Source organism: Opitutaceae bacterium TAV5 (genome assembly GCA_000242935.3).
Taxonomy (GTDB): domain Bacteria; phylum Verrucomicrobiota; class Verrucomicrobiia; order Opitutales; family Opitutaceae; genus Geminisphaera.
The window spans coordinates 7,033,142-7,056,497 of the sequence record CP007053.1 but is presented as its reverse complement, the minus strand read 5'-3'; the positions used below and the strand labels follow the sequence as shown (position 1 = coordinate 7,056,497).

Sequence of the window (23,356 nt, the reverse complement as noted above, 5' to 3'; positions counted from 1 at the left end):
TGTCCCGGCGGCTACAGCGCGGCGTGGACCATGAGGACGAATGCGGCGAGCAGGGCCAGCGCGAAGGCCAGCCCGCAGACAAACCGGAAGGTGTCGCCCGTCGTGCCCATGAGGTCGGGATTGGCCGGTGCTGCGAAAGCTGCGCCGGCGGCGTGCTCAGGCGGAGGTCGCCGAGGCGTCCTGGCGGACTTCAGCGAGGGTGGCGAAAACGCGGTTTTCCCATTCCGTATAAGTGTCTTCGAAGTCGAGGTCGGCCTCGACGCGGTCGAGCAGCGTCTTCGAACCGAGAGCGACGAGGCGTTCGTCGAGATTGCGGGCGAAGGCGTTGTAAAACTGGTAATCGCGGTCGCCGAGGCCAAGGACGGCATGGCGCAGCGCGGAGAGATCGACGGACGACCCGGTGAGGTCGCCGTAAAAACTCTCGGCATCGGACGGCGGTTCGCCGTCGCCCCAGGTGCTGACGATGAAGAGCGCGAGAGGCGCATTGGCCGCGAGATCGTCGGGTTTCGCATCGGCCAGATTGACGAGATTGACCGTCCAGCCGTCGGCGGTGGCCCGCTCTTCGGCCCGGCGGGCAAGCATCTCGGCATTGCCGGTCATGGTGGCGTAGTAGATGGTGAGACTGTTGCTCATGTCTGATATCGGTGGGTTGGTTTGTTACGGGAAAAAGGGTGCAAGGGCGGGGGAGTTGATCAGCGAAGCCCGGCGAAGGCTGACCGGAGAACCGTCCGCCAGCGGGTGGCGGCGGGGGGTCCGGAGGCGGGTCCGACCGAGAGCAGCGAACTGCCGTCGGCATTGACGAGATGGAGAACGCCCCCTCTGCGGCCGGCGGGCGCGGCGTCGTCGGCATCATCGAGAGCGAGTCCTGCGATGACAGGCAGGATCACCTGGGCCACGACACCGTCACCGGAAAGTATAAGAAGGCCGTTTTCGAGCGCAAGGTGACGCGGGACAAACTCGCGGTACTGGCGAGCGCCGGCGGTTTCGAGCGCGCAGCCGATGGCGAGTTTCTGGTCGATAACGGCTTGCAGGAGCGCAAGAAGCGTGGCGGCCTCGCCACCGAGGGGGCGAGCCGAAGCGGGCAAGGCAACCGGCAGGGCGCTGAAGGCGGCCGCAGGCGGTCGCGATGCAGGGGGGAGGGGGGGGCCGGATCGCCACTCGTCGAGCAGGTGTGCCCAGCGCGTGGCCGAAGCGCGGGCCGGGGGGCAGATCTGGAGAAAACCGGCGTCGCCGTGATCGTGGATAAAGATGCCGCCGGGCGAACAGCAGCGCGCACAGGTCCGGACCCGGCCGCAGGCATGCGCCCAGCGGGCGGTGTGCAGGTCGAGAGCATGACCGTCGCCGCCGCCACGGGCGTTTTGCCCGGTGGCATCCCAGGATAACGCAGGCAGTTGCCCGCAGCCGATGAGCCGCCCGTAACGATGGCGCACCTGCAACACGACCTCGCCTGCGTCGCGGATCGCGTCGAGCAACCGCGGCCAGTCGGCCAGGAGGGGGATGCGCTCGCCTTCTGGACGCGCCCGCACCTGAACCGAGCGGATCGGACCGGTGTGACGCCATGTGGACGGGATGCGAGCAAGCATGATAAAATCTGAAAACAAGACTCAGTCTCAGATCAAGAGGGAATTTGGGTGAGTGAGAAAAGAGGGGGATTGTGCAGCCGGCAGGCCGGGTGGTCCTCGCGTCGCCGCCCGGGTGAGACTGATCTCCCGAAATTCGGGAAACACCGGCTTTTCCTTCCGCGAGGCGAGCATCAGGATGGTGGTTTCAGCTTTCGATTCCATTAACGAACCTCTGAAAAACGCCAAAACCGGCCAATCCCTTTCACAGAAGATAAGAAGATAACGAAGATGTTTTCCGGATTCTGTCATCCGTCCCGCATCCGGACCCTTTTCAGGAAAGGAAAAGGTTGCCCATGCCCAACCCTCCACCCGCTATCAGCGAGCCTTCGTTTCCTTCGTTATCTTCTGTTCAAAAACTTTTTCAGAGCTTCCTTTAATCCGTTTACCATCGATCCACACCCATGACTCCGGAGCAAAAACTTGCCGAACTCGGACTGAAACTTCCCGCCGGGCCTGCCGCCGGCGGCAATTACCTGCCTGTCGTGCGCACGGGCAACCTGCTTTATTGCGCGGGCACGCTCCCGATCCGGGACGGCCAGGTCACGCATGCCGGCAAGGTCGGCAGCGAGCAGACGGTGCAGACCGGTTACGAATCCGCCCGTATTGCCGTCCTGAATACGCTGGCCAACATCAAGGCCGCCACCGGTTCGCTGGAAAAAGTCAGGCGCATCGTCATGGTCAACGGTTTCGTCAACGGCGTGGCGGGTTTTGCGGACAGCCCGGCGGTGATCAACGGCGCGAGCGATCTGCTCGTGGCGGTTTTCGGCGACGCCGGCAAGCACGCGCGCGCCGCCGTGGCGGTGGCCGGCCTGCCGTTTGGCGCGACCACCGAGGTGCAGCTTGTGGTCGAGGTCGCGGAGTGAGGGGCGTTCCTCCGGACCGATGCACGCCGTTCTCGCGACCCTTTTGCCGATCTTCCTGATCATCGCGCTGGGCGCGGCGTTGCAGCGGGGCGGCTTTTTTCGTGAAGGCGTCGTGCCGGCGCTCAACCGGCTGGCGTTTTTCGTGGGCTTGCCTGCGCTGATTTTTTCGGGGCTGGCTTCGGCGGAGCATTCAGACCACGAACCGGTGCGGCTGCTCGGCGCGCTGGTGCTGGCGACTCTCGTCATGCTGCTGGCCGGCTGGGCGGGCGCGCGGGCGTTGCGGTTGCCGATGGCGGCGCGCGGCACGTTTGTGCAGGGGGTGTTTCGCGGCAACGGCGCCTTTGTCGGGCTGCCGGTGCTGGTGGCGCTGCCGCAGGTGTCGTCGACCGTGGCGATGCTGGTGATCGCGCCGCTCATGGTCGTTTACAACGTGCTGGCGGTGTCCGTGCTGCTCGCGAGCCATCACGGTTTCGGGCCGGGCGTGGTCAAGGCGCTGGTGCTGGCGATCGTCAAAAACCCGATCATCCTGGCGAGCGTGGCGGGCGGGCTGTTTTACATGACGGGGCTGACGTGTCCGCTGCCGGTGATGCAGACGCTGACGCTGGTGGCCGGCATGGTGGTGCCGGTGTCGCTCCTGTGTATCGGCTCGGCGCTGGTGACCTTGCCGCTCCGGGGCAACCTCCGGGCGGCCACGGTCGGCGCGGTGGGCAAGGCGTGGGTGTGTCCGCTGGTCGGGTACGCGGTGGCGCGATGGCTGGGCGTCACGGGAGACGACCTTACGGTGATGCTGGTCTACATGGCGGCGCCGACGGCCATCATGTCGTACACGATGGTGCAGCAACTCGGCGGCGACGAGGCGCTGGCGGCGGGAGGCATCGTGCTGAGCACGCTGGCTTCGGCGGTGTCGCTCGGGGTGATCGTGGCGCTGGCCTGAGCGGGCTGACCGGATGGAGCTGCGGCTGTTGACGGATTCATCCGGTCCGGGAAGGCGCTGTCCGTCCATCGACCCACGAGCACTCGACGAACACCGTTTTCGGCTTTGCGGGCAGGCCGAGCTGGTTGGCGTTGATTTGTTCGACAACGAGATCGAGCGCCGCTGCGCCGATGTCGGGTCGCTGCTCATCCACGCCGGCGAACAGCGGGTCCTCGATGTGCAGCAACGCAAATCCACAATCCTCCGGCACGCGCACGCTGCCCGCTTGCAACCAGTCGCATACCTGGCGAAATGACAGCACCACGTCGGGACAGTGTTTGCCCATCCACGCCAGCACCGTTTCCGGACGCCAGTCGTCCGTCACGAGCGGCGGCACCACCTGTTTCACCGGAAGTCCGCGTTGTTCCAGCAATGCGCTTGCCAGCCAGAAGCCGGCCACGCGTCTGTGGTTGTCTGTCGGGAGTGCCAGGCCGATCCGCCTGTAACCGAGCCGCGTCAGTTCCCGCCACGCAACATGGACCGCGTTGGCGTAGTGCGCGCACGCCCGGTGCAGCCCTACGCCCGGCAAAGCCAGCGCCGCGCACGAGGCCGCCGCAAAACTGGACCATTCCAGATCAATGACCAATCCCGTGTTGATGACCGGCGCCACCAATACGCCGCGAATGCCGCGCGCTCGCAGAACTTCGCTGAGGCGGTGGCCGTTCATGCCGGGTGCGGTGAACCAGAACTCCTCGATCCGGTATCCCAGTTCGCGGGCCCGTGCGGTGATACCGGCGTGGAAAGCGACGCTTGCCGGATTGTCGCGCCATCCCGTCGCCGTCGGGTGAGTGGTGATCCACGCCACGGTTTCCGAAGCCGAATCCGACACCCGGCTTTGCCGCAACCGTGCCATCAGTTGCGATACGGCCGGATCGGGACGATAACCGAGTTGCGCGGCGATGCGTTTGATGCGCTGGCGTGTGGTGAGGGGAATCGTCGGATCGTCGCGCAATGAACGCGACACCGTCATCTGGCTCACCCCGGCTTTGTCAGCCACTGTGGCCATGGTAACGCGCATGTCCCGGGCGGTGCGTTTTATGGAGGGGGAACGGGGAGATTTCACGTTAGGCTAACGTAACGAGCTGCTTTTCCGAAATCAAGACTGCTGCCAGTGCTGTTGGCGTTATCCAAACCCGCCAACCCATCAAACCCGGTCTGCCTGCCATGAATATGCACAATATGATCCGCAATTTCCCTGTTTTCATCTCTTGCGCCGCTTTCGCCGGTCTCTTCGCTGCCGTGATTCCGCATGCCGCCGCTGCAGATCGCCCGCCACTTTTTAGCGACGATTTCACCGGTGTGAGCACCAATGGTTCCGATACCACTCAATCCCTCAACGATTATGGATGGTATTTCCGGAACAGTAATGCCGCTGGCACGACCTGGACGGTAGTGGACAAGCCTGCCGCATCCACTACACAGTCCGGAAAGGTTCTCCGTAATCCCGCCAGCGGCGCAGCCAACACTTCCGCGATGAAACAATTCGACGCGGTCACATTGTCCAGTGTGGGCGACTTCATCAGCGTGTCCTTCGATGTCTTTTCCGGTGTCACGGATGGCACCAAGCAACTCCAGGTCGGGTTCTTTGACCTGGGAACCAAACTCGACGCAAACCTGCTGCCGGGAGACGATCCTGTCGCCGGAAAAACCGGATACGCCTACGGCCAGGGTTTTACGACCGACAGGGGAACCTACGCCCTGAAAAGCGGGGCCAGCAACGTTACAGGCAGCACGGGCGGTACCGGCACTATCGAGGGTGCCTTGTTCACTGCCAGTGCCGATCACAAGCTTACGTTTACTCTCACAATGACCGCCGCTGGCCTGGAACTCGCCACCATTTTCGATGACCGTTCGATGTCCAGCTACACGCTCGAGAGCCTTGCCGGCGGCAGTATCACGGTGGATACGCTCTGGCTTCTTACCGGAGGCGTCGCCAGCACGGTCAATTTCGACAACATCACCGTCACGACCAATACCTCTCCGGTTCCCGAACCGGCCACTGTGGCCATGTTTCTTGGTGCCGCCGTCCTCGCTACCGCTTTTATCGCATCGCGTCGCCGCCGTTCCCATGGTCAAGCCGGAGTCGTCGCGTGAAGCCTGCTCCATCCGTTTGGTTGCACAAACCTGGCGGCATCGATATCTGATGCCGCTGCAAATACCAACACTCCCCCTCCCCATATGAACACAGTACGTTCCGATATCCGCTCCCTTGCCAGCGGCCCCTGCATCCGCTTCCGGCACGGTTTCACCCTGATCGAACTCCTCACTGTCATCGCCATCATCGGCATCCTGGCGGGCATTCTCATCCCTGTCGTGGGGAGTGTCAGACGAAAGGCCAAGGTCTCCACCTGTCTGAGCAATCACCGGCAGATCACCATCGGCTATCTTCAATATCTCAACGACAACCGCGGGAAACTCTATTACCGGCCGAGCGGTACAAACGGTTCCGGTACTATTCAGGGAGACCAATCCTCCATCAATACCACCGGCTACCTTACAAAGCTTCTTGAACCCTACGGGGTCCGACGGGCCAAGTGGGTTGCCTGGAGCACGCCAATCCCCGATCGCTATCAGACGCCCTGGTATTGTCCGGTGACGACCGACGTCACGCTTACCATCAGTGGCCATGGCGCCACCTGCTACTATTTTTATATGGGTCAGTACATGAATCCTGCGGTGACGACCTCCGGTCTCGCTCTGGACAGCGTTTATGAACTCATCAGCACCAAACCCTGGCTTCGTGACTATTACGGCAATCACGAGGATTCGAAGGAAAACTACGCGGTGCCCACGGGCAAGAAATACAAAACCGTCTACGCGTATCTCGACGGTCATGTGAAATACGAACAACGCTGACCACTACCGGCTCTTGGCCCCTCAGCATAAAACTTCGCCCCGGCTCCTGCTGTATTGTCATGTTAAAAAGAATACGGATTTCATTCGCCGCCATCCTTGTCTCCTCGACCTTCGCCCTCGTGAGCAGCACCCTGTTTGCCGCGGATGCAGTCGTTTTCGAACCCTCGTTCACCGGCAACAAAGTCGGCTATCCCGACTGGCTGACGGCTTACACCCATATGAAAGACCGGATGGCGATCACCGCCGGTCCTGCCGAAAATGCCGCCGGCGCCCCTCCCGGCAATGTCGCAGCCTTCGTCCTGGGCGAGACCGCCACGTCCGCTGACCGTGGCAAGGCCTCCTACATTCGCAGTCGGGCAATCCGCGTCGGCGAGGGGCGTTTTTCGGTGGCATGGAGTGCCGATATCCAGGCTGGCGTCTACAACCCGAGCATGGAGCTTTGGGGTCGCGTTGGCTCAAGGGCCAACGACTACAAGGCGCTTCTTCTCCGCCTCGAGTTTCCCTCCAGCGGTGAAGTCCGTCACGGGAAAACCGTCCTCGGAAAAGCCGCACCCGGGTGGCGTCACTTCAAAATCGAAGTCAACACCGCCACCCGCACCTTCGATTACTATTGTGACGACATTGACACCCCGGTTGCGCGCGACCAGCCCCTCCGTTCTTCCACATCCGAAAACGTGGATGATATGCCCGACTGGAACCGCACCGGCATCGGTTTTTTCCTCGCGGTTTCCCCCGGCACCTCTCCCGCCCGCTGGCAGATCGGAGGTATCAGGGTGGCAACAGCATCCCCTTCCGTTCCTGCCCCACCGGCAGGGGCACGGGTATCCGCTCTCTGGCGCCCCGAAAGGCCTCAGGCTCGCCTCATCGTTCTCGAAAGCGCCACTACGGCTGACACCGCAGCCTTCTACGACCTGCTGGCCTCTGCAGCCACCACACCTGCTGCGAGTCGCACGTCACTCGAGATTGTTCCCTACACCCTCCCTTCGCCTTCCGCGGACAGGCGTCCCGCCAGCCGCCAGCCGCCAACGGCCGCCGAAACGCTCATTGCCGAGCGTTCTTCATCGGACATTGCCCGGGAACTCGGCATCCCCGAAGCTAAGCTTCCCGCTCTCGTTCTCACTTCCTCCCGGCAGGAAATCCTCGCTCTGTGGACGTCTCCTTTCGATACCGCCACCGCCAAAACCATTCTCGTGGCGCTCAACGATCCGGCGCCCCAGGGCGCCAACGTCCTGCCCCTTGCTCCCTTTGTCATCCCCTCCACTGCATCCGTTCCTGCCGCATCGTCTGCGGCTCCTCCCGGTGAGCCTCTCGGCGGACCCGCCCGCGATACGCCGGCGCACTGGCTGACACTGGGAACCTGGGCCGGCCCTGCCGGCCTTTCTCTTTGGGGTCTGGATTATGAAGCCCAGGTTCGCCCGGTTCCTGGCGCTCCGCAAATCGTTACCTACTGGGACAGTGCCTGGTATGCCCGCTGGACGCCTCACCAGCCGGGTGCCGCCGATGACCATCGTATTCTCATCGAAACCCTCTCCCGCGATTACGCCTGGGCCAAAGGCGCTGCGTATGCGCATCTTTATGTCCACACGCCGAACCCGGTAGAGATCGCTCTTCGTATATCACAAACCGGTTCCAGGATCAGTGGCTGGCTCAACGGTCGCTCGCTCGACTGGAAACGGGACTCTACCGTCGCATCCGGAAACGACGAAATCGAAGAAACCGGCCGCAACGATCAGGGAGGAACCGTCGTTATCCGGCGGATACGAGGAGATACTGCCCACGTCGCTGCGCTGAAACTCGATGCGGGCTGGAACCGGCTTCTCGTCAAACTCGTCATGCAACAGCGCAAAGGCGAAAACTTCGCCTTTACCGCCCGTTTTTCGGGTTCGCAGGCATCTCTTGCCGATATTCGAACCACCATCTCCGATCCTTCCCCCGCGCAAATTTCCCGTGACGTTGCCAGCCGGTTTATACCCCGCGTTTACACGAGTGCTCCCTTCAATCTTGTTTCTCCCGGCGCCCCTCTCGCCATCGATGTCGACCTCGCTTCCGGCGATCTCCTCGGCCAGACGATCGAGCCGTTTCCCCGACAACCCGCCGGCCGGCTGGAACTCATCCTCACCGACTATGACGGCAAGGAAATCCTGCGCCGTACCCGATCTTTCACGCTGCCCGGACGCACTACCTTCGATCTCGGATCCGCCCCGGTCTCCAGCGGTTACTACGCCACGCACCTTCGCATTTTCGACACGGACGGAAACCCTGTTCATTCGTATCCTCCCGACGGATTCAGTGTCATTCGGGGAACTGCCGCCCAACGCGAACGCAAGGATGCCAAAAAGATGTCAGTCACCTATTATTTCATGGCCGGTCAGGAGCGTTATCGAACCCTCTTTTTCCCCTACATGGAGCGCATCGGCATTCTCCGCAACATAGGTGGCCACAACGGACGCGCTCCCGATTTTTACCAACAGGCCCGCGACCGTGGTCTCGACGTGATCGCCGATACCTGGACTCATCGCGATCCCGACTACCTGCGCGCCTACGTCAAGGAAACCACCCCGCTTGTCACCACATGGAAAGCCTTCAACGAAGTGGACATTCATCCTGCCCAGCGTGGCACGCCTGCCGCCTGGGTCGCCAAGGCCAAACAGGATTACGAAATCATCAAAAAACAAAACCCCTCGGCGTTCATGATCGGCGCCAGCCTTGTGCGGCCGGCCTCCGATTCGTGGTTCGAAGCATGCCTCAAGCTCGGGTTGGCAGACTATCACGATGCATGGGATGTGCATTGTTATCCGCAAAAACCGCCCGTCCTTGAAGGCAGCATGTCCAATAGTCCCAACGAGACCGAACTCGGTGTGTTGAAGGTTTACAAGAAACTCGGCCTCAAAAACACCAGGCCCTTCTGGATCGGAGAGACCGGCGCACGCTCCGGTCATGGTCACGACGCCCGCCGCTGGCAGGCTGCCACGATCGCCAAAATTGCCGCCTGCGTGCTCAGCCGGGACGACTTCCAGAAGGTCGGGTTCCTTGTTCCCTGGCGGTACAGCCGCGGCGAAAACCGCTACTACATCTCCGACATCGAAAACGGCCACATGCCCGCCGAAGCGGCCCTCTATACCGCCAGCGCTCTCATCGACGGTTTTGACTACAAACGAGTCGTAACCGAAAAAACGATACAGGCTGCCCGCTTCGGACCCACGCTCATGGTCTGGAGCACCGACACAACCCGCCCGGCCACGCTCAAATATCGTCCCGGCGAAAAAGGCCCCTTCGTGCTCGTTGATGTTGTCGGCCGCGTGACCGACCTGTCCGCCGATGCCTTCGCTCCCGACGGCACGCTCACTCTGGCGCTGACGGACAGTCCCGTTTACCTGCTCACCCGGGACAATTACGAACGGCTTACGCGCTTCTGATCCGGCTCGTTGTTTTCTCCCCATGAACACAGGCACCCATCCCCGCCATATTCCATACGCGGCCCTTGCCGCAGCCTTCCTGATCACGCTTGTATCCGCATATACCCGAATCCAGGCTACGACTACCCTTATCGACGAGCAGTTTCTCGATGGCACGTTTGCCAACGGTACGAATCCGGCCGAGATCGATACCTCCTGGTATTTCTGGAACGCTTCCGCGGGTGGTTCCGCCTATACCCTGATTACCGATAACACGGCGCCATTGTCCGGATCTGTCATGCGCAACCCCAACGGCAGTGCAGCGAACACCGTGGCCTATGCGGCGTTCCCGGGCGGGGCCGTTACGCTCGCTCGTGTGGGAGACTTCATCCGTCTCGAACTGGATGGCCGCGCCGCCGGACTCACGGACAGTGCTCTCTTCCTCGGTCTTTTTAATGCCAACGGCACGCCAATCATCGGCAACGAATTCGGATCTGCTGACAGCCGGGTTCTGGATGACGGCGGCTACTCCGTGCGCAAATACACCGGCGCCTCCCGGGCGGTCGCTCTGCGTCAGGTGATAGCGGGCGGCGGCACAACCACGCTCGGTTCGCTTTCCGGTCCATTTGCCGCCGATACCGATGGCTCTCCGCACTGGCTTGCATTGCAGATCACCCGCACCGCGTTGAACAAACTGGAGATCGCTTTTTCACATGATGGCGTTGTCAACATCGTCGAAGATTTTTCACCGGTTACCTTCACTTTTGACGAGATCAGGCTGCAGGCCTCCCAGATCGATTATCGTTTCGATAATATCGTGGTCACCAGGGGTAACATCCTGAATTCCGTCCTGGACGAACAATTCCTCGATGGTTCTTTCGGCAATGGGACCGCGGTCGGAGAAAACGACACCGCCTGGTATTTCTGGAACTCTTCCGCTGCGGGCACAGCCTACACACTGACCACGGATAATACGGCTCCTCTGGCCGGTTTCGTCATGCGTAATCCTGTCGGATCGGCCTCCAACACGATCGCTTATGGTTCCCTGCCGGGAGGCGGAGTCGAACTCGCGCAACCCGGGGATTCCATTCGCATCGAGCTGGATGTCCGGCTGGCCGGCACTCTCAACCGCGCTTTCATCGTCGGTCTTTACGACGACAATGGCACCGCCATCAGCACCAACGAATTTGGCGTCTCATCCAGCAGCGTGGCCGATGACGGCGGCTACATGCTGGTCAAATACTCCGGTGCCTCCGGTGCTTCTCTCCAGCGTCAGTCTCCCGGTGGCGGTTCGCCTGCGACTCTCTCGGGTCTTGCCGGACCCTATGCCATGGAGACGGATAACATCCCTCATCATGTCGCTCTTGTTCTTACCCGACTGGCCGAAGACAGGCTCGCCGTCACCCTCGAACATGACGGAGTAGCGGCCACCGTGGAAGATTCCGCGCCGGTCACGTTTTGGTTCAACGAAATCAAGCTTCAGGGATCTCAGGCCGATTTTCGTTTCGATAACATCCGGGTTTCCTTCAACCGCGATTTGCCACTTCTTGCCTGGGCGGAATGCGGACCGTTCTGGGGCCGCGCGGGCCTGGGTGTCATCCGGTTTGATGCCGAAGGCGCCATGCATCCGCAACCCGGCGACATCGAGATCAACTCGGCCCACGGAGGCCGGGGAATGGTCGAGTGGCGGGCCGTTTCGGCCGAATCCGATGGCTGGCTCGATTTTCTAGACGACACCCGTTTCCCTCGTGTCGTCGAATCCAGCCTGGCTGGCGATCACGACTGGGCCGGCATGGTCAATTACCTGCACACCTATCTGAAGGCGAGTGATACAATCCCCGCCACGGCTATCCTGCGCGTGCAATCATCTCCTTATGCGCCTGCGTTGTGGCTGAACGGCGAGCCCGTCCGACCCGGAGCCACGATCACACTTCAGCCCGGGTGGAATCGTCTCATGGCCAGAGTCCGCAGTCCGGCCACTTCGGCAGGTGATTCGTTGAGTACCGGATGGCTGTTCCGCGCGTCGCTGGCCGGAGTCACGACCACGATAGAGTCAGGCCTGACTGATCCCGGGCGCAAGGTGCTCGTTACGGATGATGGTCAGGCCTTCCGCTATCTTTCCAGCCTTGCCCGTACAGATGGTGACACGCCGGTTTTCACACTCGGGACCGCTGCGAGCATGACCGTCAATCTCGACTATACGCTCAAGGTCGCCCTCGGCACTGCCGCCAATTACCAGGAGCCGGCCATCCGCCGCACCAAATCCTTTTCGGGCTATCCCTGGGTCTATTCGACCGATCCTGCCCTGGCAGGCTCCGGATCTCCCTCCTGGACGACCGTACCCTCCGGTTCCTGGCAAGCTTACGCTCCTGCCAGAGTCCGGTTGCGGGTAATTGACGATGCCGGCACAGAGATCGCGGCACAGACTTTCGCGGTTACCTTCGGCGGCCCGGAGGAAGGCGTCATCACGGCGCCGCTCTCACTGTCATTCGCAGGGTTTCCTCTTGGCCATTACGTAGTGTTTTCTGAAATACTTGATTCCTCCGACCGGGTCCTCGCCCGCGATTACGAGCACGCGTTTTCAGTCATTCCCGGCCCGGTGGATGTTGCTGCCGATCAGAAGCACCGCCTGCTCGGTGCCGAAGGCCACTGGCTGCTTTCCAACGCCACACGTGCACCCCAACGCTGGCGGTGGCTGGAACGTGTGGGCATCATTGCGCAGCAAAAACTCGTCGCGAGCTGGGGTGTCTGGAAGGCCAGCCACGACGGCGCAGGCCATGTCACTGTCGACGCATCGGCAACGCTCGACGCGACTCTTGTCGAGGCGGCCACAGCCGGCGTCGTTGTTTACGGCGATGCGCTCGAGGGTTTTTATGACAGTGTGGCGGATAATCTGAAGTTGCCCGGCATCGGCGGTTCATTGCCTGCATATGGAACGGCTGCCTGGAACGACACATTCTATAACTACGGTCACGGACTTGCCGACCGCTATCGCTCCCGGATTTCCGTTTGGGGTGGATCCAACGAGATAGATATCGCGGCCGACCTTGGCCCGCGCGGTGCCGAACTTTATGTCGCCGCCGCCCGGCAGATTATCGCTGGCCTCAAGGCGGCCGATCCTTCCGCGCTTTATATCAGTTCGTCTCTCGTGGCCCAAAGCCATGCCCGGGATCTGATCGACGCCGGCTATCTCGCGGTTCCTGACATTGTCGATGTGCATACGCATCCGAACAAGGCGCCCGAACCCGGAGACGCTTCACTGTATCCTTCCTTGGGTGAAGGCCGTTCCATGCTTCTCGCCGCAGGCTACACCGGTCCTCTCATTTATGGAGAAATTTCCTCGCCCCGCGCACTCAATAACGGCGGTGCCCTCGGTCACGCGGGTGATCTGGTCAAACAGCTGGCCTGGGGAGTGAACTGGCGCGATGCTCCCGTCGCTCCGGTGATCGGACTCAGTTACCTGGTCCCGTATGGAGGACCTGACTACAACAGCGCCGGACTCGGATTCGACAGCCTTCACGGCGATCCGCTTCCGATCGTCAACGCGGCCAATATCGCCAGTCATCTGCTCGATGGCCGCAACAAACTCCCGGCGCTCACCGGTCTCCCGTCGGGAGTGAGCCACATTCGTGTCACCAATGCCGATCCTGGTCGGCCCGAGACCGTCGTCATCTGGAGGTCCGCAGGCGAAATCGTTCTGACCCTTCCTGTCACCGGTAGCCTGATCACGCTGACCGATATCTACGGACGCGAGCAGAATCTTGTCCCCGTTGCGGGCAAGGTCACGCTCAAGGTCAGCCCGCTTCCCCAATACCTGCGTGGCAGCTTTTGAGTTGGCATCTTGTTCACATCTCCATGCAAACGACGGCTGAGCCTCCCGTTTTACGACGTCCGCAACGCATCGCGTTTCCCGAAGCGTTCAACCACGAGCTCGGCCTCTGGACGCTGCGACAGGCTGGCCATACCCGACCTGTTGTAGAGCATCTGCATGTGCATTCCGGCGTGATGGGGGCCTGTCGGCTGGTGATTGCTGCGCAACTCGGTGCTCTGCACGAGTTGCCTGTTTCAGGCATCCTCGCCGGTATCCGACGCCTGCAATGGCTGGATGGATCGCAGCGACATGGCTGTTTCAAGTGGTTCGCCGAGGAGCCGCATCCCGTTGATACCAACGCCGCCTTTTTCGTCGGCCTCAACCTCATCGTCCTCTCCGCCGCGTATCGCGACCAACTCGACTCCGGTGCTCTCGCCGAACTCGACCTCATGCTCGCCGACCTTTTTTTCTGGTTCGAGCGCGAGAGTGCGGTCGCCATCCCGTACTATCCGAACAAATACCTTGGCGATCTTGTCTGTGCGTGGCTTCTCCACGAACAAACGGCTGCTCCCGGTCATCCTCCTGCGACCCGGCTGATCGCAGCCCTGGAAGCCGCCGCCCGATACTGGACAGAGCACCATTGGGGCTGGGGCGAGCATCTGAGCGATGGCTACACGGGAATTCTTTTCAACGAACTTTCCGCCTTGCTCCTCCTTTCCCGTCGCTTGCCCGAATCCGTTCGCGAACACTATACGCGCCTCCTTCGCCAGCTCCTCGCCATCGAGGATGCCTACGGCAACGACGTACGCGTCCCGGCAATCCGCACCTACGCCTTCGCTTCCCGCCCCGTCCTCCATCCCTGGCGCGACACCATCCGCCCTTGGGTCAGCCAGACGGATTCGCAACGCATGCCGCGCAACACACACTTTTACTTTGGCCACCTCTTTAACGAACTCGGCTGGCATGCCCTTGCCGGCCCGCGTCAGCCGGGGCGCGAACGCATCGAGATTCCCTGCCACGGCGGCACGGTCGCCCGTGCGTGGATATCGCCCGTGAACCACAGTCGGCTCGGCACGATGTCGCGCTATCCGATGATGCCGCGAAGCGACCACGCAGCATGGGGACTTTCCTGGCAGTCGATGCCCGTCGCCTTCGCCACGCGGGGCGACGGATGGGGCTTCCTGCGCTGGCACACCCGCGAGGGTGGCGTCGACCGTTTCCATCCCGCACGCGACAGACAGACTGCGTACCTGAAAAACGCCCTTACCGATGTCATCGTTCCCCCTGTCGTCGGTCTGACCGATTCCCTGCAAGACGGCCCCGACGCCTGTATCCTGCGTCGCATGCCGGCCCTTTCACGTTCGTGGGACCTGCTCGCGGACCAGCTCGTGTTGACGGGGTCTGATTTCACCATCGTTCGGGAAGAGCTCGGCATGGACGCCTCGCGCCTTCTGTTCGAAGCCGGCGGCGAGCCGGTGACCGTATTTTTCCTGCCGCTCGGTTCGGGCGTGCGCCCGCGGCTCTGGCGCGAATCTGGTGAAGTCGTATGGGAAGCCATCTGGACGGAGAGCATGCTGAAACAGCAGGAGCGCGCTGCCTGTGTCTGGATGATCTGCTGGGGACGTGACGTGCCCACACTGCCCGCGCTGCGTCCTTCCGGTCAGCGAGGAGACGGAGGCATCCGTATGGCCAATGACGATGCCTGGCAAATGACATGGCCCGGTGCTGGCGGCTCCACGCTCGTGCATGTTGACCCGCTTGCGGAAAAACCGGTATGGAAAGTGTGATTCGCATCACCGCATCAAACCCTCGTCGGCCCCTTCACCCCGGGAGGAATTACCGTTCCAGCAGGTCGGAGACAGGGAGAGCCGTGGCGGGATGGGCAGGAAGGAGCGTGGCGGTTATGCTCACGGGATGAAAATTCACTGCGAGGGAAATGTTTGGGTGTGCTGGCGCAAGTAGGCTTGGCCGAATTGCGCCGCCTGCTCCACTGCCTCCTCGACCGAGACGTGGTCGAGCAACGCGTGCCAGAGTTCATTGTTGAGCACGTTGATCACCAGATAAAACAGTTCGGGGGTCGGCAGGTGAAATGGCTCCGAGTGCGCCAGTGCCTTCGCCAGCCATGCGCGATCACACGGCATGGCGGGTGAGTCGCCAACGTTGAGCGATGCCGGAAAATTGCCTGTCCGGGAGAACCGGGACTGCGCTTCCGGGCCGAGAAGATAGGTCAGAAAACGGATGCATTCCGCCGGATGTCTCGACCAGCGGTTGATCGCGCCTACCATTGGCCAGAGAAAGAGGGAATCATCCGTGCAGAGCGAGGGGACGTATTCGAATGGAAATGACAGTTTCGATTCGGTAAACAGCCACGCGTCCACACTGTAACTCAAAAAAAACGGAGCCTGCCCGTTCATGAAGCTTTCGCGCCCTTCTCGGCTCAGGGGACTTTTGACGCCGGGTCCGCGTCGGCTCTGGCGGCAGAGCTCCATGGCCGCCTGCGCGGCGGCCAGAAAGTTTTTATATGCGCCGGTGTGCCTGCCAGCTTTGGGCGTGGTTGCGCGCACGGATGAAAGATAAAGTTGCAGATGACGGTTCCCGATGAGCGTTACCGGTTGCTGCACCGATACGGGATGCGGATCAAATCCTTGCTTCTCCAGCAGCGGCGCGGCCGCCCGCAGGTAGGCAATCTGTCCCTCGAAAGTCCGGAACGCCGGCACTGGCACCCCGCATCGTTGCAGAAGCTCGCGGTTGAAAAACAGGTAGTTTGTCCGATAGTACAACGGCAGCAGCCCTTGGGGCGTGCAGCGCGCCGCCAGCTCCGCCGGAGCGTAACTGCGCAGATCGAGCAAATGATCCTCGTCCCCCGCCCATTGCATGTTCCACCCCAACCGCTCGTAAGCATCAAGTTCATGGGCGGAGTCTTCGGGGTCAGGCACGAAAACCATTTCGGTGCGGTTGTGCGGATACCGTTCGCCAAAACTCCCTGCCAGTTGTTCCCAGAGCGGACGCTGGAAGTCCGCATGGCTTTCGGTTCCGAACCGGAAGCAACTGTCGAAGGGCGATTGCGCCGCTCCCCGCCGGATGGTTTTCCGTCCCGCTGTCCGGTGCCTGCCTGTATTATTTGCGGCATCCGTATCCGCATCGGGTTGCCCGTTTTCAGGGGCGGCGTTGTTTTCCCCGGCATCCGCGACAAATACTCCGGCACGTGGCCGGCTGTAAAGCAGGCCGTCGGCAATCAGATCGGTGACTGTCCGCTGCGCCGTAACGAGCGATACTCCGAGGTATCCAGCCAGTTCGCGCATGGGAGGGAGGCGGGTATGTGCTGGTTGTTCGGATACAGAGTCCGCGAGCAGCTTCTTGATGAATGGCTGCTTGCCCGGCCCGCTGGACACGGCGCCCGACCGGGCGGCCCGGCGTGCGGTCAGCGAATGCGCGATGGTGCGGGTATGATCGGTTTGGTGCGTCATGGAGCGAATGAAACAGAAAACTGTTATACTTTGGGGGAATCTCAATTCCTAAATTAAGACAGAGGTAAAATTTCTCTTGACGATAGTAGGGAGGGATTGTTTCACTTATTGATATATAACAGATTTGCTTCGAAAAAATCCCCCCCGTTGTCACGTTTTTCTGTTCCATCCAACCCGGTCCTACCATGAAAAAACCCGCAAAACTTCCCCTCGTCACCGTCATCCTTGGCGTGTTTGTCCTTGGCGCCCCCATCGCCCGGGCCCAGGTCACCCTCATTAACGAAACCTTCGCCGATGGCCTCCGCAACGGCACCGGTCGCGCCACGCAATGGTATTCGACTGCAACTGCCGGTGCCGGCAACGAGATCACGGCCAACACGACATTCGGAGGTTCATACGCGATGCAATTCTGGTCCAGTTGGGGCAACAGCATCGCCGTCGCCGCCTTCAAGCCCGTCACCCTCGTCAAAGCAGGCGATTACATCCGGATTTCCTCACAAATCTACTACACCTCACTTACCAACACGACCAACACCGGCCCTCTGCTCGGCCTCTTCAATTCAGGCGCGACCCAAATAACAGCAGATGCGATCAGTTCCACGGCCTATGCGGACTATTTCGCCGACGATGCTGGCTACAAGGCGACCAAGCTCGCCTCGGCCTCCGCCAACGACGTGAAAATCCAAAGCCAGACGGCAGGCAGCACGAACGCCTTCTACCACTGGTCAGGGGCCCCGGTCAAAATCGAGGACAGCGGGTTTACCCTTCAGGCCAATACCATCTATGCGACCACACTCACCCTCACGCTGGCCGACAATCTGACCGACCTGAACATCACCTACGAAATCACCGGCGGCTCCGGGGAAAACGCCGTTTCCCACACCGCCTCCGTCACCACAACGGCAACAACCCTTACCTTTAACGAAGCCGTCATCGCCGCCTTCAGCGGCCAGAGCGCAACGCAAGCCTACATGAGCAACATCCTCGTCACCTCCAACATCCCCGAACCTTCCACCGTTGCCATGCTCATCGGAGCCGCCAGCCTCATTCCTCTCCTCCTGCGCTACCGCCGGTGCCATCGCTGATCCAGGCGCTTGCTCCAGCTCCCGCATTGCGTCGTCTTGTCTCCCCTTTCTGCCTCCGCCATTCCCCATGAAAAAACAACCCGCCTCCGCCTTTACCCTCATCGAACTCCTCACCGTTATTGCGATCATCGGCATCCTTGCGGCGATCACCATTCCTGCTGTCGGCAAAGTCCGCGAATCCGCACGCGCTGCCCAATGTGCCAGCAATCTCCGCCAACTCGCGCTGGCCTCCCTTGCCTATGCCGGGGACAACAAGGACACCATTGTCCCCTGGCGCGTCAACAATACCGCTCCCTACTGGACAACCAGTTTGCTGCCCTACATCAGCGCGAAAAAACCCAACAGCGGCGAAGTGGACCAGACGATCTTCCTGTGCCCCGTGGAAAAACCCAACAAAGCCTCTCCGCCCGCTACCTGGTACGTCGAAGACCGCGTCCGCATCCGCTACAGCATCAACCTTCACCTCACCGACGGCGGAGGCAATTGGGACAGGGTGGGCGCGAAGTATTCACAGATAGAATACCCGTCGAAAACATATTTGTTCGTGGACCTCTTCGGCAGCGGTGGCGGGGGACGCTGGATGAACACCGCCCTTGTTTATCCGCACAAGGAAAAGGTCAATGTCGCATTCATTGACGGCCACGTCGCTCCCAGGAACCAGAACCAGATGGACTACTACAGCTCCATTTCGCATCACGTTTTCTGGCGCGGGTTCCAGTGGAGCGACACCCCGCTTACCCTTGACGAACCTTCTCCCTGACTCCTTTTCCACCATGCGTATTATCATCAGTCTTGCCGCCCTTTTTTCGCTCATTTTCGCGTCTGTCGCCATCGCCCAGACCCCGAATAATCTCCTCCAGAACGGCGACTTCGCATCCGGCAAGGATCGCAGCGTCACCCGCTGGGTTTTCCCTCAAAGTCCGCTCAAGGCGCATGGTGCCGACGCCGATAAAATCACCTGGGGCAGCGATGCCGACGCCGATGGCAACCGCTTCGCCATGGTGGCGGTCTCCGGGCCTGTCAAAGCCCACGTCTGGTGGCAGCAGGAAGTTCTCGCCGAAGGCGGCTCCACTTACGAACTTACCGTCCGCATCGCGGGAGATATTCCTGCCGGCCTCGCCGCCGGCGAAAAAAAAGGCTACGCAGGCACCGACATCGGTATCTATTTTCTGGATGCGAATAACAAGTGGATCGGCTACCAGCCCTTGCCCACGCAACAATTCACCACCGATTGGCAAACCGTCACCCTCAAGGCCACCGCTCCCGACAACGCCGCCAGGATCGGCGTCCGCCTCGGCATCAGCTCCAATGTCGAAATCAAGGCCCGCTTCGACGACGCGATTCTCATCCTGGCCGACGAATAATCCCCTTCGGGGGCGGCGTCCTGACGCCGCCCTGGGGAGGTCGACCCGACGTCCCATCCCACCTTTTTTTAGCCCCTCCCGCTTTCCCTATATCCGTACACCTGCAAACACGTCGTCGCTCGCCTCGCTCCGCCTGTCCTACATGAAACCCCTCCTCTGCTCCTCCGCTGTATTCTTCGCCCTTGCGTTCCTCTTCGAATCCCTCCTTCCGGCTGCTCCCATTCATCTCTACCCCGATTCCGCCACTGTCGCCAATCCCCTCCACCCCGCCGTCCCTCCCGTCCCCGGAGGCAGCGCAGGACACTGCATGCCCATCGAAGCTGTTTTTGCCTACGACCTCGCGCCTCACCTCACATTTCCTGCCAATACCTTCGGTCTCACCGTCGACCTCCGCGACAACTCCCGCCGCGCTGCCAAGGACGTGCTCACCCTCATCGATGGCGACCGCAAACTCGTCCTGCGCTTTGCCCGTGCCGCTGACGGACGCTCCCCGCAACTCGTTCTTGAAAACTTCACTCCCGATCCGGAATCGGGAACCATTTCCCTCGGCCAACCGTGGGGCGACGTCTGGACACACCTTGTTCTCCGCTGGAACCAGGGCCAGCTCATCTGCCAGATTGCCGGTCAACCTCCTGTAACGCTCGCCCTCTCCGGCGGGTTTGCACCCAAACGTCTCGAACTTGCCACCTGGCACATCGACCAGCTTTCCCTCTCCGCCGCTGCCATCGGCACCCTTTCTCTCGATTGGGAAAATGGATACGCCGCAACTCTCGAACTCGCCCATTCTCCCCCTTCTGCCATGCCTGCTATCCGGCTTCATGGATTCGATACCTATGCCATCACTACCGCGCCGGGAAAACGCGATACGCCGACCCTTCAATTCATCAACCCCGCCGACACGCCCCGCACCATCTCGATCGATTTCAACCTCCGCGGCGAAGTCGGCCCTGCCGCAACTGCTCCCGTCCGCTGGACGCAAACGCTCACCGCCCCCCCGCGCTCCGAAACCCTCGCTCCTGTCACTCTTCCCGAAGCGCTTGCGAGTGATGTTTACCATCTGAAAATCCGCACCACCGGCCTTGCCGATCCTTCCCCTTCCGGCGCGCTGGCTGTTGTCGAGCTCGATACCGAAAAACACTTCTTCCACGCCGCCCGCCGTTCCGGAGAACCCGCCGGCACGCCCAAATTCGGACTCCACGACGCCAACGACAACCACTTCGGTTCCTGGCCCGATGCTCTCGGCATCGATTTCGCCCATGTGTATTCTTACTGGGGATACATAGTCGGACCCGCCTGGGTCCGCGACAACAATGGCGACTACGGTATTGATCCCGCCACCCCGCCCGCCGAGTGGAACTGGAACCGCCGCGTGGACTGGCTCCTCGGCCAGAACCTCACCACCTACATCAGCCTCCAGTCCGAACCCTTGCTCCCCTGGATGCGCGAACGTACCTACCCCAAGCAGAAGCTCAAGAAATACGAGTGGGGCGATCGCGGCGGGTACCCGAACCTTGCCCGTTACCGCCAGTTCGTCCGCGCCCTCGCCACTCGTTACCAAGGACGCGTCCTCCACTACGAAGTTGAAAACGAACCCAACGCCGGCGGCGACAACGGTATCCCGCCTGCCGACTATGTACCCATCGCGCAGGCCGTGTTCGAGGAAGTCCACGCTGTCGATCCCTCCGCCCGCGTTTACGGCATTTGCGGCACCGGCAACTTCGTCCCCTGGATGCGAGAGGTCTTCAAGGACGGTGGAGCCCGATACATGGACGCCGTCTCGATCCACACCTACGTTACCCCGCAACTTCCCGAAGCCGCCAATCTCCCGCAAAAACTCGGCGAGGTGCGCGACATCATTGCAAAAAGCGGCCACCCCAACCTCCCCATTCTCAACTCCGAAACCGGTACCTACGTTGCTCTTCGCGAGGAGGTCGACCGCCCCATCCCCGACGCCCGTCTTGCCGAACTCATCCGCCAGGGACATCCCGGCCTTGCCGTTGCCCGCGGCTGGCCCAATTACGCTCTCTCTGAACGCGAAGGCGCGCTCTCCATCGTCCGCAACGCCACCTGGAACTTCCTCGCGGGAGCCGAACGCTTCACCTTCTTCGGCTGGAACCTCCACTGGCCCGCCGCGAACTGGGCCGAGCAGGCAGCGTCCGGTTCCGGTGACGGCGGCTTCGCCCTCATCTCCGCCACCAAGGACGGCATCCGTACACCCAGCCGGCACACGCTCGCCATCGGCGTCCTCGCCGCGCAACTCGAAGGGGCGCTCCACCAGCAAGGCCGCGCCATCGACAACGCCGGCGTTCTTGGAGCAGTCTTCCCCAAAGCCAATGGGGGTGAAGTTGCCGTCCTCTGGTCGGGCATGGGCAAACGCAGCGTGCTCATCGAAACCGCCGCGACTGTCACCACGCCCCGCGCCGAACTTGTTACCCTTTTTGGACAAACCCGCTATCTCGACGGAAACCTCCATGCCATCGAACTCGGCGACGAACCCGTTTACCTGCACACCGCACGCCCCGGCATCCGCGTGATGTCCTCTCCCGTCATCAACCTGCGTCTGGAAACCGGCGAGCCCGGACGCACCGCCGTCAGCTTTACGCTTGTCAATCGTGACCGTGCCCAATCCTGGGCCGACCGGGTGGAACTCCCCCCGCAACAAGGATGGCGCTTCGAACCCGCCTCGCTTGCGTTCAATCTCGCTCCCGGCAAGCGCACCCAGCTCGCCTTCACCGCCATTGCCCCCGCCGCTCCCGGCGCAATCCCGGACGCCAGCCAGCGCAGCTTTGTCATCGACGCCGTTACGCGTCTCGCCGATGGCACGCGTTTCACGTTTCCCGTTGTGCTCGAAGCCCGGCCAACCGCACGCCTCTCGCCGCTGCCAGCCAATTTTTCCCAAACCTCAGGCGAAGTTTCCCTCGCCGCCCTTGCCGCATGGCAACCGGCAAATGGCGATCTCCGCATCGACATGCCCGACCAGGTGGCCATCGGTCGTCCGCCCAGGCTCACCTCGATCCAGGAAGAACAATTCTGGGCTGGTCCCGCCGAACTCTCCGCCCGCGCAAGACTCGGCGGCGACCGCGATGGATTGCTCGTTTATATAGACGTCACCGATGCCCATGCCCGCCATCCCCGCCGCTGGCCCGACGTGCGCGGTTCGGTGGTTGAACTGTTTTTCGATTTCCGTCCGCCCGCGCAGTCCACGACCACGCCCGCCTACGGCAAAGGCGTTTATCAGGTCGTGCTCCGCCCCGCGCTCCAGCCCGGCGATACGGTCGAAATCTGGAACGCCTCAAAACAACATGGTATCCTTGAAAAAACTACGGCCTTCGGTGCTCCGCGTGCCGGTGGCTACCGCGTTGCCTTCCGCATTCCGTGGACCTCCACCGGTCTCCCGCTCGACCCGGCTACCGGAGGGCCGACACGTGCCTTCGGCTTCGATGTGGCGGTGGACGCACCCTTTCCCGCAGACGCCCATCCTTCGCGTGCCGACCAGCGCAAGAGCCAGATCATTCTTTTCGGCTCGGCCACCAACAATGTCGACACCTCCGGTTATGGCCTGGTGGTCCCCTGATTTTTTCAGCACAGCGTTCCTTGCCTTGATCTGTTTTTCGATTCCCTGAATGCATCATCCTGCCTTGCGATTTCTTGCGAGGGCGGGGGACTGATGCAGCCGGCAGAACCGTGCCCCGCGATTCCGTCCGAACCCCGCTTTTGTATGAAAACCCGTCAAAATTCCGAATACATGCCGCGCGACCTTGCATTCAAGGCCAGCCCGTCCAGCCGGATTGCCCCTGTCCCTGTTATCGATGCCTGCCTTCGGAGGCCTCTGCATTGTCTGTTATTGCTCTGCCTCGGCATCACGGGCCGGGTTTGGGCGGATACATCGCTGGCAACTTATGGCTTCGAAACCCCGGCGT

General features: G+C 61.4%; 18 protein-coding genes. 11 read left to right on the top strand and 7 right to left on the bottom strand.

Annotated elements, in window-relative coordinates; translation table 11 throughout:
• Positions 1-11: 11 nt before the first annotated feature.
• The 4 genes from OPIT5_29815 to OPIT5_29800 are packed head-to-tail and all read right to left on the bottom strand — an operon-like array spanning position 12 to position 1,784.
• On the bottom strand, positions 12-110 hold the full coding sequence (locus OPIT5_29815; protein ID AHF93755.1) for a hypothetical protein: 99 nt from the start codon (positions 108-110) through the stop codon (positions 12-14).
• Positions 111-156: 46 nt separating this feature from the next.
• Positions 157-633, bottom strand: coding sequence for a sulfite reductase subunit alpha (locus tag OPIT5_29810; protein AHF93754.1), 477 nt, complete (start codon positions 631-633; stop codon positions 157-159).
• 59 nt (positions 634-692) lie between these two features.
• Entirely contained in the window at positions 693-1,583 is an 891-nt protein-coding gene (locus OPIT5_29805) for a hypothetical protein (GenBank protein AHF93753.1), read from the bottom strand.
• 27 nt (positions 1,584-1,610) lie between these two features.
• On the bottom strand, positions 1,611-1,784 hold the full coding sequence (locus OPIT5_29800; GenBank protein AHF94911.1) for a hypothetical protein: 174 nt from the start codon (positions 1,782-1,784) through the stop codon (positions 1,611-1,613).
• A 239-nt stretch (positions 1,785-2,023) separates the two neighbouring features.
• Here OPIT5_29800 and OPIT5_29795 point away from each other — a divergent pair, with 239 nt between their 5' ends.
• Both OPIT5_29795 and OPIT5_29790 read left to right on the top strand, forming a co-directional pair.
• Complete coding sequence (locus tag OPIT5_29795; GenBank protein AHF93752.1) at positions 2,024-2,485, top strand: endoribonuclease; 462 nt, start codon at positions 2,024-2,026, stop codon at positions 2,483-2,485.
• Positions 2,486-2,504: 19 nt separating this feature from the next.
• On the top strand, positions 2,505-3,419 hold the full coding sequence (locus tag OPIT5_29790; GenBank protein ID AHF93751.1) for a transporter: 915 nt from the start codon (positions 2,505-2,507) through the stop codon (positions 3,417-3,419).
• Between the two features lie 37 nt (positions 3,420-3,456).
• Here OPIT5_29790 and OPIT5_29785 read toward each other — a convergent pair whose 3' ends face one another.
• Positions 3,457-4,521, bottom strand: coding sequence for a LacI family transcriptional regulator (locus OPIT5_29785; protein AHF93750.1), 1,065 nt, complete (start codon positions 4,519-4,521; stop codon positions 3,457-3,459).
• A gap of 101 nt (positions 4,522-4,622) precedes the next feature.
• Here OPIT5_29785 and OPIT5_29780 point away from each other — a divergent pair, with 101 nt between their 5' ends.
• The 5 genes from OPIT5_29780 to OPIT5_29760 all read left to right on the top strand — a co-directional run bounded on the left by OPIT5_29780 (position 4,623) and on the right by OPIT5_29760 (position 15,307).
• Positions 4,623-5,552 (top strand): anchor protein, encoded by a 930-nt coding sequence (locus OPIT5_29780; GenBank protein ID AHF93749.1) that lies wholly within the window; start codon positions 4,623-4,625, stop codon positions 5,550-5,552.
• 84 nt (positions 5,553-5,636) lie between these two features.
• Positions 5,637-6,314 (top strand): hypothetical protein, encoded by a 678-nt coding sequence (locus OPIT5_29775; GenBank protein AHF94910.1) that lies wholly within the window; start codon positions 5,637-5,639, stop codon positions 6,312-6,314.
• Positions 6,315-6,373: 59 nt separating this feature from the next.
• Positions 6,374-9,730: a hypothetical protein gene (locus tag OPIT5_29770; protein AHF93748.1), complete on the top strand. Its 3,357-nt coding sequence runs from the start codon at positions 6,374-6,376 to the stop codon at positions 9,728-9,730.
• A 22-nt stretch (positions 9,731-9,752) separates the two neighbouring features.
• Positions 9,753-13,541 carry a hypothetical protein gene (locus OPIT5_29765; GenBank protein AHF94909.1) on the top strand — a complete coding sequence of 1,263 codons (3,789 nt, stop codon included), beginning with the start codon at positions 9,753-9,755 and terminating at the stop codon, positions 13,539-13,541.
• A 23-nt stretch (positions 13,542-13,564) separates the two neighbouring features.
• Complete coding sequence (locus OPIT5_29760) at positions 13,565-15,307, top strand: hypothetical protein (GenBank protein AHF93747.1); 1,743 nt, start codon at positions 13,565-13,567, stop codon at positions 15,305-15,307.
• 49 nt (positions 15,308-15,356) lie between these two features.
• On the opposite strand, the gene OPIT5_29755 is transcribed toward OPIT5_29760, so the two are convergent.
• Positions 15,357-15,446: a hypothetical protein gene (locus tag OPIT5_29755; GenBank protein AHF94908.1), complete on the bottom strand. Its 90-nt coding sequence runs from the start codon at positions 15,444-15,446 to the stop codon at positions 15,357-15,359.
• Positions 15,443-16,987, bottom strand: coding sequence for a regulatory protein GntR HTH (locus OPIT5_29750; protein AHF93746.1), 1,545 nt, complete (start codon positions 16,985-16,987; stop codon positions 15,443-15,445). Before OPIT5_29750 ends, OPIT5_29755 begins: the two co-directional genes overlap by 4 nt.
• 185 nt (positions 16,988-17,172) lie before the next feature.
• On the opposite strand from OPIT5_29750, the gene OPIT5_29745 reads away from it, so the two are divergent.
• From OPIT5_29745 to OPIT5_29730, 4 genes are all read left to right on the top strand, one after another.
• Positions 17,173-18,072: a hypothetical protein gene (locus tag OPIT5_29745; GenBank protein ID AHF94907.1), complete on the top strand. Its 900-nt coding sequence runs from the start codon at positions 17,173-17,175 to the stop codon at positions 18,070-18,072.
• Between the two features lie 67 nt (positions 18,073-18,139).
• Positions 18,140-18,832 carry a hypothetical protein gene (locus tag OPIT5_29740; protein AHF93745.1) on the top strand — a complete coding sequence of 231 codons (693 nt, stop codon included), beginning with the start codon at positions 18,140-18,142 and terminating at the stop codon, positions 18,830-18,832.
• A gap of 13 nt (positions 18,833-18,845) precedes the next feature.
• Complete coding sequence (locus OPIT5_29735) at positions 18,846-19,436, top strand: hypothetical protein (protein AHF94906.1); 591 nt, start codon at positions 18,846-18,848, stop codon at positions 19,434-19,436.
• Positions 19,381-23,010: a hypothetical protein gene (locus tag OPIT5_29730; GenBank protein AHF93744.1), complete on the top strand. Its 3,630-nt coding sequence runs from the start codon at positions 19,381-19,383 to the stop codon at positions 23,008-23,010. The genes OPIT5_29735 and OPIT5_29730 overlap by 56 nt, the downstream gene beginning before the upstream one ends.
• Positions 23,011-23,356: the final 346 nt, after the last annotated feature.